General features: G+C 55.1%; 14 protein-coding genes and 1 tRNA gene. 2 read left to right on the plus strand and 13 right to left on the minus strand.

Going from position 1 to position 14,517, the window contains the following annotated elements:
* Positions 1-316 precede the first annotated feature (316 nt).
* Positions 317-925 (plus strand): invasion associated locus B family protein, encoded by a 609-nt coding sequence (locus ACR0NA_RS03655; RefSeq protein ID WP_480449494.1) that lies wholly within the window; start codon positions 317-319, stop codon positions 923-925.
* A 51-nt stretch (positions 926-976) separates the two neighbouring features.
* Here ACR0NA_RS03655 and ACR0NA_RS03660 read toward each other — a convergent pair whose 3' ends face one another.
* From ACR0NA_RS03660 to ACR0NA_RS03675, 4 genes are read right to left on the minus strand one after another with little or no spacing between them, the layout of a single operon-like run.
* The gene (locus ACR0NA_RS03660) at positions 977-2,185 is read right to left on the minus strand and encodes a beta-ketoacyl-[acyl-carrier-protein] synthase family protein (RefSeq protein WP_170655599.1); all 1,209 of its coding nucleotides are present in this window, start codon (positions 2,183-2,185) and stop codon (positions 977-979) included.
* A gap of 9 nt (positions 2,186-2,194) precedes the next feature.
* Complete coding sequence (locus ACR0NA_RS03665; RefSeq protein WP_170655601.1) at positions 2,195-2,452, minus strand: acyl carrier protein; 258 nt, start codon at positions 2,450-2,452, stop codon at positions 2,195-2,197.
* A 47-nt stretch (positions 2,453-2,499) separates the two neighbouring features.
* A complete protein-coding gene (gene lpxD, locus ACR0NA_RS03670; protein ID WP_480726145.1) occupies positions 2,500-3,576 on the minus strand; it encodes a UDP-3-O-(3-hydroxymyristoyl)glucosamine N-acyltransferase in 1,077 nt (358 codons plus the stop codon).
* A 34-nt stretch (positions 3,577-3,610) separates the two neighbouring features.
* Complete coding sequence (locus tag ACR0NA_RS03675; protein WP_480726147.1) at positions 3,611-5,221, minus strand: L,D-transpeptidase family protein; 1,611 nt, start codon at positions 5,219-5,221, stop codon at positions 3,611-3,613.
* A 358-nt stretch (positions 5,222-5,579) separates the two neighbouring features.
* Here ACR0NA_RS03675 and mepK point away from each other — a divergent pair, with 358 nt between their 5' ends.
* Positions 5,580-6,149, plus strand: a complete 570-nt coding sequence (gene mepK, locus ACR0NA_RS03680; RefSeq protein WP_170655607.1) for a peptidoglycan L,D-endopeptidase MepK — start codon at positions 5,580-5,582, stop codon at positions 6,147-6,149.
* A 264-nt stretch (positions 6,150-6,413) separates the two neighbouring features.
* Here the strand turns inward: mepK and ACR0NA_RS03685 are convergent.
* The 9 genes from ACR0NA_RS03685 to iscR form a co-directional block, all read right to left on the minus strand.
* Positions 6,414-6,490 (minus strand) — tRNA-Arg (locus tag ACR0NA_RS03685).
* An 88-nt stretch (positions 6,491-6,578) separates the two neighbouring features.
* The gene (locus ACR0NA_RS03690) at positions 6,579-7,799 is read right to left on the minus strand and encodes a cysteine desulfurase (protein ID WP_480726149.1); all 1,221 of its coding nucleotides are present in this window, start codon (positions 7,797-7,799) and stop codon (positions 6,579-6,581) included.
* Complete coding sequence (locus ACR0NA_RS03695) at positions 7,792-8,385, minus strand: Yip1 family protein (RefSeq protein ID WP_480726152.1); 594 nt, start codon at positions 8,383-8,385, stop codon at positions 7,792-7,794. Before ACR0NA_RS03695 ends, ACR0NA_RS03690 begins: the two co-directional genes overlap by 8 nt.
* Positions 8,382-8,867 carry a YIP1 family protein gene (locus ACR0NA_RS03700; protein ID WP_480726154.1) on the minus strand — a complete coding sequence of 162 codons (486 nt, stop codon included), beginning with the start codon at positions 8,865-8,867 and terminating at the stop codon, positions 8,382-8,384. Before ACR0NA_RS03700 ends, ACR0NA_RS03695 begins: the two co-directional genes overlap by 4 nt.
* On the minus strand, positions 8,867-10,147 hold the full coding sequence (gene sufD / locus ACR0NA_RS03705; RefSeq protein WP_480726156.1) for a Fe-S cluster assembly protein SufD: 1,281 nt from the start codon (positions 10,145-10,147) through the stop codon (positions 8,867-8,869). Before sufD ends, ACR0NA_RS03700 begins: the two co-directional genes overlap by 1 nt.
* Complete coding sequence (sufC, locus tag ACR0NA_RS03710) at positions 10,147-10,902, minus strand: Fe-S cluster assembly ATPase SufC (RefSeq protein WP_480726157.1); 756 nt, start codon at positions 10,900-10,902, stop codon at positions 10,147-10,149. Before sufC ends, sufD begins: the two co-directional genes overlap by 1 nt.
* A 362-nt stretch (positions 10,903-11,264) precedes the next feature.
* Positions 11,265-12,785, minus strand: coding sequence for a Fe-S cluster assembly protein SufB (sufB, locus tag ACR0NA_RS03715; RefSeq protein ID WP_170655621.1), 1,521 nt, complete (start codon positions 12,783-12,785; stop codon positions 11,265-11,267).
* A gap of 18 nt (positions 12,786-12,803) precedes the next feature.
* The gene (locus tag ACR0NA_RS03720) at positions 12,804-13,883 is read right to left on the minus strand and encodes a cysteine desulfurase family protein (RefSeq protein WP_480726159.1); all 1,080 of its coding nucleotides are present in this window, start codon (positions 13,881-13,883) and stop codon (positions 12,804-12,806) included.
* Positions 13,884-13,944: 61 nt separating this feature from the next.
* Positions 13,945-14,403 carry a Fe-S cluster assembly transcriptional regulator IscR gene (gene iscR, locus ACR0NA_RS03725; RefSeq protein WP_480726161.1) on the minus strand — a complete coding sequence of 153 codons (459 nt, stop codon included), beginning with the start codon at positions 14,401-14,403 and terminating at the stop codon, positions 13,945-13,947.
* Positions 14,404-14,517: the final 114 nt, after the last annotated feature.

The raw sequence follows: 14,517 nt of genomic DNA on the forward strand, positions 1-14,517 counted from the left end.
GCCTTCGGGCACGGCCTTTTTTGGTCAAGCACCGGGAAATAGCGATATTTCAGCATTAAAATTCCCGGATAGCTGTTGACCGATGTCCTCCCCTTTCGTAACGTCTCGGACATAACTAAGTCGGCCAGTCCGACGGGGAGAAATATTTATGAAAGGGAGCCGTTCCTCCGGCTCCCTTTTTCGTTGTTCAACCGGAAATCACCGATTTGAGCAGAAATCCGATCAAATTCTTTCACCCCGTGATCTTCGCACCTGACACCGCACGGCAACGATGGTAGACGGGGCAAAAAGTTCTATCGGATGAAATGAGGCATTCATGATCAAGAAACTGATTCCGCTGAGCGTAGCGGCAACCGCGATTCTGGCCGGTGCTGTTTTCGCTCAGGACACGACGACCACTGCCGGTGAAAGTCAGGCAGAGACATCGCAGGCGACCGGCACCGGGTTGGATCTGGGTGAAAGCGGCCCGCGCATTGGTGAGCAATATGTTAAGGAAGAATTCGGCGATTGGGACTTGGCGTGCGTCAAGACCGAGACCGAGGCCGACCCTTGCGCATTGGTACAGCTTTTGACGGGTCAGGACGGCAACCCGATGGCCGAGGTGACAGTCTCACGTCTTCAGGATGGTGGGGTCGCAGTAGCCGGCGCCACCGTCATCGTGCCGCTGGAAACCTTTTTGCCGGCGCAGCTTGAGCTTTCTATCGATGGTGCGCCGTCAAAGCGCTACAACTATCGCTTCTGCAACACGGTTGGATGCTTTTCTCAGCTTGGCCTGACACAATCTGACGTAGATGCAATGAAGGGCGGTTCCGAAGCTATCGTTTCGGTTGTGCCTGCTCAGGCACCCAATCAGGTTCTGCAAATGAAGATGTCCCTGAAGGGATTCACATCCGGCTTCGAAACACTTATTCCACGAAGCAACTGACTCAATATACCGAAAAGCCGCCAGCTATGAGCTTGGCGGCTTTTTTGCCAGTTAAATTCGTTTCAGCGCTAGGACCGCATTCAGCCCGCCAAATGCAAAGGCGTTGCTAAGGGCCACGTCAACCTTGGCTTCACGCGCCACGTTCGGCACCACGTCCAGAGCGCACTCCGGATCGGGCTCTTCGTACCCGATGGTTGGTGCGACAATTCCGTCCCGCAACGCCATGATGCAGGCCAACAATTCCACTGCACCGGTTCCGCCGATCAAATGCCCATGCATCGACTTTGTTGATGAAATCATCAATTCATCCGCATGTGGTCCAAACACGTCCGCAACCGCTGCACATTCGGTTTTGTCATTAGCAGCCGTACCTGTGCCGTGCGCGTTGATGTAGCCGACTTCGCTTGCATTTATCCCGGCATCTGCCAACGCACCGGACATGGCCCGGGCCGCGCCCTGCTTGCTGGGCATGACGATGTCTGCGGCATCTGATGACATGGCATAGCCGACAACCTCGCACAGGATGTCTGCCCCACGTGCACGGGCGTTTTCGTAATCTTCGAACACGAAGACCCCTGCACCTTCGCCCTGAACCATGCCGTTCCGGTTCGCACTGAAAGGACGGCACGCGTCTTTGGACATGACGCGCAGGCCCTCCCACGCCTTGACGCCGCCAAAGCACAGCATGGATTCCGAGCCGCCGGTAATCATCGCAGGGGCAGCCCCGCTGCGCACCATCTGAAACGCAAGAGCCATCGCATGATTGGACGAGGCACAGGCGGTCGAGACGGTAAAGCTGGGGCCTTTGATGTTATGCTCCATCGAAACATGACTGGCCGCAGCGTTGTTCATAAGCTTTGGCACAACAAACGGGTGCACCCGATTTTTGCCGTCTTCGTAAACTGAGCGGTAATTGTCATCCCAGGTTGAGACGCCACCGCCTGCCGTCCCAAGAACGACACCAGAGCGCGCGGCAAGTTCGCCATGAAACTCGATGCCGGATTGTTCGATCGCTTCCTTGGTGGCGGTCAGCGTGAACTGGGTAAACCGGTCATAGAGGGTCATTTGCTGCCGGTTGAAACGGCCCTCGGCCTCGAACCCGCGTACCTGTCCGCCGATCTTGATGGCCAGACGCTCGACATCACGAAAATCCAGTTCGCCGATGCCACAACGTCCTTCGCGCATCGCTTCGAGTGTATCGGGGACAGAGTGGCCCAGAGAGTTGATTGTGCCAGCTCCGGTAATGACGACGCGTTTCATGATCGCTCGTCAGACCTTTTCAGCCACTAGTTTTTCGATACCCGCGATGATTGCCGCCACGTTGGTGATGTCAAAATCGCTAGCCGTCGGTTCGTTTGCGTTGAACGGAATGGAAATGTCGAACTCTTCCTCAATCGCAAAGATGCTTTCGACCAGCCCCAGGCTGTCAATTCCAAGATCCTGCAGGGTGCTTTCGGGCGTGACGTCCGATGGCTCCAGCACGGCCTGCTCTGCAATGATTGCGATGACACGGTCGCTGATGCTCATTTCAATCCCCTGATTGTCGCTTCACGGTTGATTTAATCGCTTGGGGACTATTTGAAAACAGCCTTTTTCAGCGCCTCTATGTCACGGGCCAAGCGCGGCAGACGACGCTGCGCCTTATAAATATCCGTGTGGCTTTCCATTTTGATACCCGGATATCCCATAATGACGCGGCCTGCGGGTACGTTGGACAGAATCTTGGTGCCGCCGCCGGAAATCACGCCATCGCCGATAAAGATGTTGTCGACCACACCCGTCTGACCGCCGAGAACAACGTTGTTGCCGATCTCAACGGAACCGGACACGCCGGTTTGGCCGCAAAGCAGACAATCCCTGCCGACACGCGTGTTGTGACCCACGTGAACAAGGTTATCCAGCTTTGAGCCATCACCAATTCGGGTGTTTCGAATTGTGCCGTTGTCGACGGTGCAGTTGGAGCCTACTTCAACGTCATCCCCGATCTCGACAGCGCCAAGTGAGTGAATCCGAAGCCAGCTTTGGGCTTTCGCCTCTCCCTGATCACCCATTGTTTTGCGGACGTTCTCGACACCCGAAACCTCAGGAGTGACAAAGCTGAAACCGTCCCCACCGATCCGGGCGCCCGGCTGAGCAATGAAGCGATCACCAATAACAGCACGCGCGCCGATACTGACCATTTCACGCAATAACGCATCTCTGCCCAGCTGAGCATCCATGCCTATCACGCAATGTGCCCCAATGACCGAGCCATCACCGATTCTTGCTCGCGCGCCGACCACCGTCAAAGGCCCGATGGAAACATCTGCACCAATCTCGGCCGTAGGGTCTACAACTGCCGAAGGGTGAACGCCGAGCTCAATCCCCTGCCCCCGGTCCAACATCGCCGTGACACCGGCCATCGCCATGCGCGGCCGCTGTACGAAAATTGCAGCTTCCAACCCAAGTTCTTCCCAAGGTGCGCCTTCCCACAACAGGGCGGCACGGGCTGCACCCTGCCCCAGAGCCTCGGCGTATTTCGGCGACATTGCCATTGCCAAGTCTGTTGGCCCTGCATCGGCTGGTTCAGCCGCACGCAAAATGGTCAGGTCAGTGTTGCCCTGCGTGTCCGCACCAAGGGTGTCGGCAATCTGTTGGACTGTGAACTTCATGTCGGGGTTCCCTGTCAAAGGATTTGCCCCGTGCTTAACCCTGAACCGCCGGCAGGGCCACCCCCGCGTTGTTCAACGCATTCCAGATCTTTTTGTCCCGGTCATACACGTCACGGCGGTACTGAACCTCACCCTTTGGACCAATATAGGCTGTTCTGTAGATCAGATGCACAGGTACTGGTTTTTCCAGCTTCACCTTGGTTTCATTGCCGGTGTTCAACACGCGATGAAAGAACTTTTTCGGACTTTCTTCCTGCAAGGCCAGCAACGCATAGGCGAATTCGAACGGCTGTGCCAACCGAATACACCCGTGCGAAAACGCCCTGACTTCACGCGCGAACAAACTTTTTTGCGGCGTGTCGTGCAGGTAAATGTTGTACTTATTCGGGAACATGAACTTCACCAACCCCAGCGCATTGCTTTTGCCCGGAGGCTGGCGCATCGAGAACGGGAAGTTGCGGGCAGAAAACTGATTGAAATCAACTGCCCCCCGGTTGATGGCGCGCCCACTCCGATCAGTGATCTGAATATGGCCTACCGCGTTGGGATTACTGCGAAGTTTCGGCAAGTATTCCTTGGTTATGATCGAACGTGGGACATACCAGCTGGGGTTGATCACCATGTGTTCCATCTGATCCGAGAATTCCGGGCTGCGGCGATCACTGGTGTTTTTCCCGATGACTGCGCGCGTTTCAAATGTAACCTGCCCATCGTCAACGATCTTTGCTGAAAAATCGGTCTGGTTCACAAGGATATGGCGCCCGCCCCGTTCACGGGGCAGCCAGCGCTCACGCTCAAGGGCGACGATAACTGATTTCAGACGATCAGATACCGGGCGGTTAAGTTCAGTAATAGTTCCATTGCCAGCTACGCCGTCCGTTTCCAGGCCGTGTGCGGACTGAAACTCCTGAACTGCCTTGAAAACGTTGCTATCGTATCGCGGACTGGCGGTTGGTTTCAGATAACCCATCGCGACTAGCCGGTTACGCAGCTTGATGACTGCTGCGCCCGTATCACCCCGCTCCAGTTTGGCAACCGGAACGTTTTCCCCCCAGCCACCTGCCTGAATCAGGTGTTGCAGCGCAATCTTCTCTTTCATCAGAGAGCGGTATTGGCGGGATTGTGGAGGCAGAGACTGAAAATATGTCGCCGCATCCATTGTCACCAGATCGTTCAAATGCTGAGCTGCGGAACGGCGCTTCACCTCGCGCACAAGGCCGTCATCGATACTGGAAGGCAACAAAACACCAGATTGGACGTCCCGGGCATATTTTACGAACACACGGCTCAATTCAGCTTCGACCAGTCCAAGGTCACGATTGCTCCGCGCCGTCTGCATTTTGTTAAGCAGACCTTGGACATCATACCGTGCAAGAGGCAAACCGTGATTGTCGGCGTGTGACAGGGATTCGATCAGAATCTGACGACGTTCCTGATAGTCAGGGCCGGTTCCCGTCCAGACCGGCTGATAGTTGTTCGTACGATAAAAATCAGCCAGCCCGGAATCCGATGCGGTAGTTTCAGCCACCGCGATCTGAAATGCCGAGATACTGACAGCATCCGATACCCCCTGCGCGTGGGCACCAGAGCCTGCCAAAAAGGCCGCGATAGCGATTGCTGCGATGGGCCGAATGACAACTTTCATACTTTAGACCTTACTATTCAATAACTTGCACCGATTTCCTTCAGCCAGCCAAGTTTGGGTGTTTTCCGGTGCAAATGTCCATTCACAAATACTCTATCCTGATGCATCTTCCATTGCCTGATGCCGGTTTGCATCGGAGCGCTAGGCTGCTTAGCCCAATTGCAGCAAAATTTCGGCACACATTTTCAGTTGCGCAAAAAACTGCCGAAAATTCCCCCTTGAAAACATACATGCGAAAGACTTCTTGGCTCGTGATTCCGACTGTGCCATAAATCCCGCATCTGGGGATGGAAGTAAAAAAGTAAGAAGGCGCGCGTAACATCGAGCGCAGGCAGGAACAGTACGGGACTAAACGCTAATGATAAAGAGCAGTACTTCGGGCATAACCCGACGTGCCCTTCTTGGGGCATTTGCAGCTACGGCCGTAACAGCGGCCCCCACCTATTCCCAAGCAGCAGGGTTTTTGCGCGGCGGCGGTGACGTTCGCCGCATTCGTATGTATTCCGGTCGCACAGGCGAACGGATTGACATGATATATTGGGTGGACGGCAAATATATCAAGGACGCAGTCAAGGAAATCAATCACTTCATGCGTGATTGGCGCACGGACCAGTCCAAATCCATGGATTTGCGCACCATCGACATCATGGCGGCCTCACATAATCTGCTGGACGTAAACGAACCCTATATGTTGTTGTCCGGCTATCGCAGCCCCAAAACTAACGCCATGCTCCGCTCTCGCTCTCGTGGAGTTGCGCGGAATTCGCTTCACATGCAGGGTCAAGCGGCGGATTTGCGGTTGGCATCCCGCTCTGTCTCGCAGATGGCGAAGGCCGCCATTTCCTGTCGTGCCGGCGGAGTTGGGCGGTACCACCGCTCAAACTTTGTCCATATGGACTGCGGAGATGTCCGTACCTGGGGTGGCTAAGTCACCCTTTTTTGCGGGCAACAATCGAATTTCCGGTTGCTATTATGCACCCAAAACAGTCTCGAGCCTGCATTGGTGAGCCGATGTGGGATTTTTCTGTTTGCCATTTCGAGTGCGCAACTGCCGGGCGCGATAGAGATCTGTAAAATTTGCGAAAATCCTTGAGACCTGAAGCCGCTTCAGCATTCCCAGCTGATTGCTATGTTCAGCTTGGACAAACCGCATGTGTCAGATCTGACCGACGAACTTTGCTGTAATATGAAGTGGCGCACCTGAGAGGATTCGAACCTCTGGCCTCTGCCTTCGGAGGGCAGCGCTCTATCCAGCTGAGCTACAGGTGCCTGTGCCGTTAGCTAACCTTGATCCGATCCGGGTGCAACAGCAAATCGAAGTCCCAAAGGCGGCATTAAAAGCCGCCAGCCATACGTTTCACGCAAAGAGATCGTGAGCCAACTCAAGGGCCTCGATCAGCGTATCGACCTCTTCCTTTGTGTTGTAGAGGCCAAAGCTCGCCCGGCAGGTTGCGGTCACACCGAGGTGATCCATCAGCGGCCCGGCGCAGTGATGCCCTGCCCGAACCGCAACTCCCTTTTTGTCGAGGATGGTTGAGACATCATGTGCGTGCCCCGCCCCGTCCAGCGTAAAACTAAAGATAGCCGCCTTATCTGGGCGCGTTCCCTGAACCTGCAGCCAATTAAGACCGTTTAGCCGTTGAAGCGCATAGTCGCGTAGACCACCTTCGTGCGCGGCGATGTTATCCATCCCCAGATTCATCATGTAGTCCAATGCCACCCCAAGCCCGATCGTTTGCACGATACCCGGGGTTCCCGCTTCGAACTTCATTGGCGGATCGTTATAGATCACCTGATCTTTGGAAACTTCCTTGATCATGTCACCGCCGCCGATGAAGGGGCGCATCTCGGACATACGTTCCGATTTGATATAAATCGCCCCGGAACCGGAAGGGCCATACAGCTTGTGGCCGGTAATGGCATAGAAATCACAACCGATGTCCTGCACGTCGACAGGCATGTGGACTGCGCCCTGACTACCGTCAACAAGCACCGGAACGCCTTTTGCGTGTGCGCCCTGAGTGATGGCCTTTACGTCAACGACAGTTCCTAGAACGTTCGAGCATTGGGTTACCGCCACAAGTCTTGTTTTCGGACCAATCGCGTCAATGACCGCCTGAGGATCAAGACCACCATCCGCATCCACATCAACCCATTTCAGGACAACGCCCTGTCTTTCCCGCAGGAAATGCCAGGGAACAATATTGGCGTGATGCTCCATCACGCTCAGAACGATCTCGTCGCCAGCCTCAAGTCTGGGCATCGCCCAGCCGTAAGCGACCAGGTTGATCCCTTCGGTTGTGCCAGAATTCAATACAATTTCATCTTCGCTGCCAGCCCCAAGAAACCGGGCAATTGTACCGCGCACGGCCTCGTACTTTTCCGTCGCCAGATTCGACAGATAGTGCAAACCCCTGTGTACGTTCGAATATTCCTCGGCATAGGCCCGCGTCACGGCGTCAATCACCGCCTGTGGTTTCTGCGCGGACGCACCGTTATCAAGGTAGGTCAATGGTTTACCATTCACCTGACGCGACAGAATTGGAAAATCAGAGCGGATTTTCTGGATATCATACATGGGCGGAAAGTCCCAACATTGGGGCCCCGACAAGGGACAGCACGAGGATGAGAAGAGCGGCAATCGCCAAGACCGAAAGGAAAAGAACACCAACCGCCCTGGGCAAAGAACCCAATCGATGTGCCTGATCAAGGAAATGGACGGTGATGTAAAGGCCAACGACAAAAGCAGCAAAGGCAAGCAGCGCCGACAAAACCGGTATGGTCATCAGAAAGATCAGCCCGGCCGCCTGCACGGCAACTCTGAGAAACTGAAGCCAGACCATCAGGACCATGATGTCGTTGAATGACCCGGTTCCGCCCATTCTTCGACCAACATGATAAAATGCAAGGATGCTCAGAAACAGCCCACCCCCGACGATCGCGACATAAAGCACAAGCGAATTGGCAATGCCCTGAAACTCGCTGTCTATGACCGGGAAAACTACGTTGGACGCGGTTTGCAGCAGTGTGTTGAGAACTATGGCCAGCGCGAACGCAACCCAAAGCACCTCTCGCCCCAGATTCATCGCCATCAGTTGGCGCGCGGCCTCAGCCGGATCGGTAAGCGTCAGGACGGCCAGATTTTTCCAGTTGGTTGAACTCATCTGACGCGGCCTTCTGCCTGAATAAGCCCGGAAATCCAGAACCAGACAAAAACCACAAGCCACAGCCCGCCAACCAGATTCTGAGCGGCACCAGGGCCGATGAACCCGGCCACCAGGCCGAACAGCATAAGCAATGGGCTTGATGCAAGAAACGACCAGAACAAGGCCATGCGCGCACCAAACCAATCTCCGCTGCCGCCGAAAATCCGGGCCACCAAATGACTTAAACCCGCGAGGATATAGAGTAGCAGCGGCGCACTCAGCACCCAGGCGAAAAGCGCGCCTGCAAGCAGAGAGTTCAGTTCCTGCCCGGTCAGATGTGCCTCTCTGGCCAGACGGGGCGTTTGGCCAACGAACACCAGAACGCACGCGGCCATAACGATGGCCAACGCGCGATCTTCACGTTGACCCATATCCAAAAGGCGCCGCATGACACGGCCTGGCCCCCTGTAAGTGGCCACGATATCGGTGGTAACCGGCATCAGCTACGCCGTGCCAGCCAACCTTCGAGACGTCCGACGATATCAGCTATCAGGTCTTCATTCTCGATCTCGTCTACCGCCTCTGCCAAAAAGGCCAGTGTCAGCATATTGGTAGCGTCCTTATATGGCACACCGCGCGAGCGAAGGTAAAACAAGGCCGTTTCATCAATCGCACCAGATGTCGACCCGTGGGAACAGGCAACGTCATCCGCATAGATCTCGAGTTCGGGCTTGGCCAGAAACTGACTATCATCGTCCAGCAAAAGGGATTGGCTGATCTGATACCCATCTGTTTTCTGGGCGCCTTCCTTGACCAGAATCTTACCCTGAAACACGCCGGTCGCGCCGTTACGCAGCACTTTCTTGAAAACCTGACGGCTTTCGCAATTTACCGCATCATGGGTGACGAACACAGTATCGTCGTGGTGAAAATCGCCATCACCGACACAAGCGCCCGCGACATGTGCCACAGCATCGTCGCCGGTCAGTTCAACAACCTGCTCGTTTCGGGTCAGCACACCGTTCACTGTCAGCGTGAAGGACTTATAGACGGACTCCTTGCCCAATCTTGTAAACATGTGCGTCGCGGCGCGGCGCTGGTGATCTCTGCCCTGTGCGCGAACGTGGTGCAATGTACCGCCATCCGCGACATCGATTTCCATGCACTTGTTGAAACGCGAAGCCGCCGGGCCGTTTTCCAGAATGGTAACTTCGGCACCGCTTTCAACGCGAATTACGTGATGCAGGATGGCGTCAGAAGATTCCGACGCATGCCGATAAAAAAGGCTGATCGGCTTGGATGGTTTACCGGTGACGTGGATTGCCACACCATCGGTTGCAAACGCAGTGTTCAGTGCGGCCAGAGGACGCTGCACCGGGCGTTGTCCACGTGCTTCAAGAACGCCGTATAACTCTTTGGCCCAATGGATATCTTTGCAGCAAATATCTTCCAGGCGATCGATCTTGATACCCTCCAGGGCAAGATCGTCTGATTCCTCGGCGCTAAATACACCATCGACAAACACGATCTTAAGGCGATCGATTGCATCGAACATTACCGGTTCATCTGAATGAAACACCGCTGCGCTTGGTGCTTCCGGCGAAATCAGCGTGTCCGGCCGGGTGTACTTCCAGTATTCATCGCGGCGGCCGGGCAATCCCATCTCGCGAACCCGGGACAAGGCGGCCTGACGCGCGTCCTTGGTACAGCCTGCGTCCGGCAGTTGCAGCGTCGACAGGCGCGCCTCGGTTGCTGATTGTTTTACTTCGGGCAAAGCCATCAGTTTACCTCGGCAAGAATGTCGGCATAACCGTTGTTTTCAACTTCAAGCGCCAGATCGGGTCCACCCGTTTTCACGATGCGCCCGTCTGCCATGATGTGCACCACGTCCGGCTTGATGTGGTCCAGCAAGCGCTGATAATGCGTGATGACCAGAAAGCCCCGACCTTCGTCCCGCAGGGCATTCACGCCTTCAGCGACCAGTTTCATTGCGTCCACATCCAAACCGGAATCAGTTTCATCCAGAATGCACATGCTGGGCTCAAGCATCGCCATCTGCAGGATTTCGTTGCGCTTCTTTTCACCGCCAGAGAATCCGACGTTGACTGGGCGCTTCAGCATGTCAGCGTCGATTTTTAGAGTTTTGGCCTTCGCACGGACAACTTTCAGAAATTCCGCTGCCGACAACTCTTCTTGTCCGCGTGCTTTCCGCTGTGCATTCACCGCAGTGCGCAGAAATGTCATGTTGCCAACACCGGGGATTTCCACCGGGTACTGGAAGGCTAGGAAAAGACCAGCGGCTGCGCGCTCTTCCGGCTCCATTTCCAGCAGATCCTGGCCTTCCAGCTCAGCTGATCCCTCAGTCACTTCGTATCCGTCGCGACCGGACAACACGTAGCTCAGTGTCGACTTTCCCGACCCGTTCGGCCCCATGATTGCATGAACTTTGCCAGCCTCGACGGTCAGATCAACACCCTTGAGGATTTCTTTTTCTTCTTCTTCAAGTTTGACGTGCAGGTTTTTGATTTCCAGCATTTTTTCGTCCTTCGTATTTCGCTCGGAGTGCAAAGCTCCGCCATGTTCATATCTTAGGCTGACCGCAGGTAACTGGCCCAAACCATCAGCATGCTCTTGCCCAAAGAATTGTGGCCCGGATTGACGTTCATCACCCAGAGCCACAGGACATTTCATTCATTCCCTCAGAAGCTTTCGGATTATCAGAGAACAGCCCCAGCCGAGGATTGCGCCGCCGCCTACTGCCCACACGGGATTCAGGAATTCCTTGGGGTTGATGTTTACGTACACTACCCCCAACAGGCCGCCCAAAACCGGCAACGCATATCCGAGGGCGGTCAAAACGTCATCCCGTCGAACCCGGTTCCGGGAATTGCGTGTCATCAGCCAACCGATCCTTCAAGCGAGATGGCAACTAGTTGCTGCGCCTCCATGGCGAACTCCATGGGCAGAGCCTGCAATACATCCTTGCAGAACCCGTTCACCACCAACGCAACCGCTTCTTCCTCGTCCATGCCGCGTTGGCGGCAATAAAAAAGCTGATCTTCATCCACCTTAGAGGTCGTCGCCTCATGCTCGCAGCGTGAGGAGTTATTGCGAACCTCAATATACGGCACAGTATGGGCGCCACACTTGTCGCCAATCAGCAATGAGTCACATTGGGTATAGTTGCGCGAGTTTTTTGCCTTTGGGTGCATTGCGACCAACCCGCGATAGGTATTCTGTGCCTTACCAGCACTGATGCCCTTGGAAACGATGCGCGATTTGGTGTTTTTACCCAAATGCACCATCTTGGTTCCGGTATCGGCCTGTTGGTAATTGTTTGTGATCGCGATCGAATAGAATTCGCCCTGGCTGTCGTCACCGCGCAAGATGCAGGAAGGGTACTTCCATGTGACTGCTGACCCCGTTTCAACCTGTGTCCACATCACCTTGGACCGATCGCCACGGCAATCCGCGCGTTTGGTGACGAAGTTATAAATTCCGCCCCTGCCGTTCTCATCACCCGGGTACCAGTTCTGAACGGTCGAATATTTGACCTCGGCATCTTCCTCGATAATGATCTCAACTACCGCAGCATGCAGTTGAGCCGTATCACGCTGAGGTGCGGTGCAGCCTTCGAGGTACGACACATACGAGCCTTTGTCGGCAATGATCAAAGTGCGTTCGAACTGACCGGTGTTTTCCGCATTGATGCGGAAGTACGTGCTCAGCTCCATCGGGCAGCGCACGCCCGGCGGCACATACACAAAAGATCCGTCCGAGAACACGGCGCTATTCAGCGTGGCGTAGAAGTTATCGGAAACCGGCACGACCGAACCGAGGTATTTCTTCACCAGCTCCGGATGCTCACGGATGGCCTCGGAAATCGAACAGAAGATCACGCCGGCCTTTTTCAGTTCGGCCTGGAACGTCGTTCCGACCGAGACCGAGTCGAACACCGCGTCTACGGCAACCTTGCGGCCCTCGGCGGGAGCGTCTTCAGCGCCTTCGACACCAGCCAGAATCATTTGCTCTTTCAAAGGGATGCCAAGCTTTTCGTATGTGGCAAGCAGCTTTGGATCGACCTCATCCAACGATTTCGGCTTTTCCTCCATCGATTTGGGACGGGCATAATAATACTGGTCCTGAAAATCGATCTTGGGGTAGCTGACCATAGCCCAGTTCGGCTCTTCGATCTGGGACCAGCGGTCGAACGCCGCCAGACGCCATTCGGTCATCCATTCGGGCTCGTCATTCTTTTCCGAGATCAACCGCACGATGTCCGGATTTACGCCTTTGGGCGCATATTCCATCTCAATGTCGGTTTCCCAGCCATACTTATAGGTTCCGACCTCGCGCACCGCATCCACGGTTTCCTGATCGACACCTTCTTTGACCTGTGTCTGGTCCAAAGCCGCCATGGCCTTCTCCTCGTATTCTCACGCCGTCCGGGCGCGGTATTTTTCCCGCTGCTTCAGCCAGGCATCGGCGAAGCGCATGATTTCATCTTCCGTCGTTTCCGGCCCAAGCGAGACACGGATGGCACTCGCCGCTTCGGATTCGTCAAACCCCATCGCCGCCAGGACCCTGCTGGATTTCACCTTGCCGCTGGAACAGGCAGATCCGGCTGAAATGGCGAAGCCCGCCAAATCCATTGCCATCACCTGGGTTTCACCCTTCCAACCAGGCGTGATCATGCATGACGTATTTGGAAGCCGACGTTCTTTGTTCCCGACAAAAATAGTTTCTTTTACGGATTCCACAAGACATGATTCTAGAATGTTTCTAAGTTTTTCGACCCTATTCCACGAACCATCCGAAAGTTCACGTACAGCCGCCTCAATCGCCGCCCCAAACCCGGCAATTCCAACGATGTTTTCCGTTCCCGAGCGGCGCCCCATTTCCTGACCACCGCCAGTCGCCAGCGGCTCGATATCCAACCCCTGCCGGAGGATCAATGCCCCCACGCCCTTGGGCCCGCCAATTTTGTGAGCAGACAGAATTGCCATATCGGCACCGCTCCACGCGAACGAGAACGGAATTCGACCAATGGCCTGAGTTACATCCAGTAACAGCCAATCAGCCAGCCTTTGACCGTATGGCCACTGACCATCCACCTTTTCAGGCGGCAAACTCACAATTCCTGTTTCTGAATTCGCCAGTCCCATTGCCAGAGTGTGACCCGGACCGACCGGACGCTCGGCTACATTCGAAAGATCCAGATGCGACCAAAGCGCGTCATGTGCCGTGCTGTCTACAAATACATCACAGGTATCGGGCCTGTTCATCAGTACGCGGGCCGCCTCGGTCGCGCCGGATGTAAAGATGACCTCTTGGGGTTTGCACCCGACAGCATCAGCCACTTGTGCCCGCGCTTTCTCAACCAATGACTTTGCGGCCCGCCCTTCCGCATGAACTGAAGAAGGGTTTCCGACAACGTCCATCGCCGCGACCATTGCGTCCCGAGCCTCGGACCGCAATGGGGCGGTGGCGTTGTAGTCAAGATAAACGCGTTTCATGGATGCATCTTTTCTTGCGGGTCTGATTTCGTTGCATTGACCAAAGTCACGTTAGCGGAATTTAATCATCCACTACGGAAAACAAACTGGGTACGGCAGGACATGGCGCCAGGTCATTCTTGATTACATCCGACAGTCGCGTCTGGTGCAGAAATACATAGACATGGGCGCTAAGGCTCTCCCAAAGACGGTTAGTCAGTGACTGCGCGCGACTGCCCGAGGAAGCACCTGACGCGCCGGCCCCCTTGTGCATTGCGTCAACAGTTTCATCGACAGCGGCCAGAATTTCGACCACGCGAATCTCGGACGCGGGGCGCGCAAGGCGATATCCACCGCCAGGACCCCGAACGGACGTAACCAATTCAGCCCGCCGCAGCTTGACGAACAGCTGTTCGAGGTAGGGAAGTGAAACATCCTGCCTTTCGGAAATTTCCCCAAGTGTAACCAAGGCGTCGTTGGATTGAAGCGCAATATCAGCCAACGCTACCATCGCGTAACGACCTTTGGTCGAAAGCTTCATTTTCGATTCCCCCAAACCTGACTGCGCGAAAACATTGACGACGTCGCCACCAGTGCGTATCTCCGACTGACAGCGCTCTTGCGCAATGCATACATAATTAGAACCGTTCTAAGG

Source organism: Ruegeria sp. C11, from assembly GCF_056537725.1.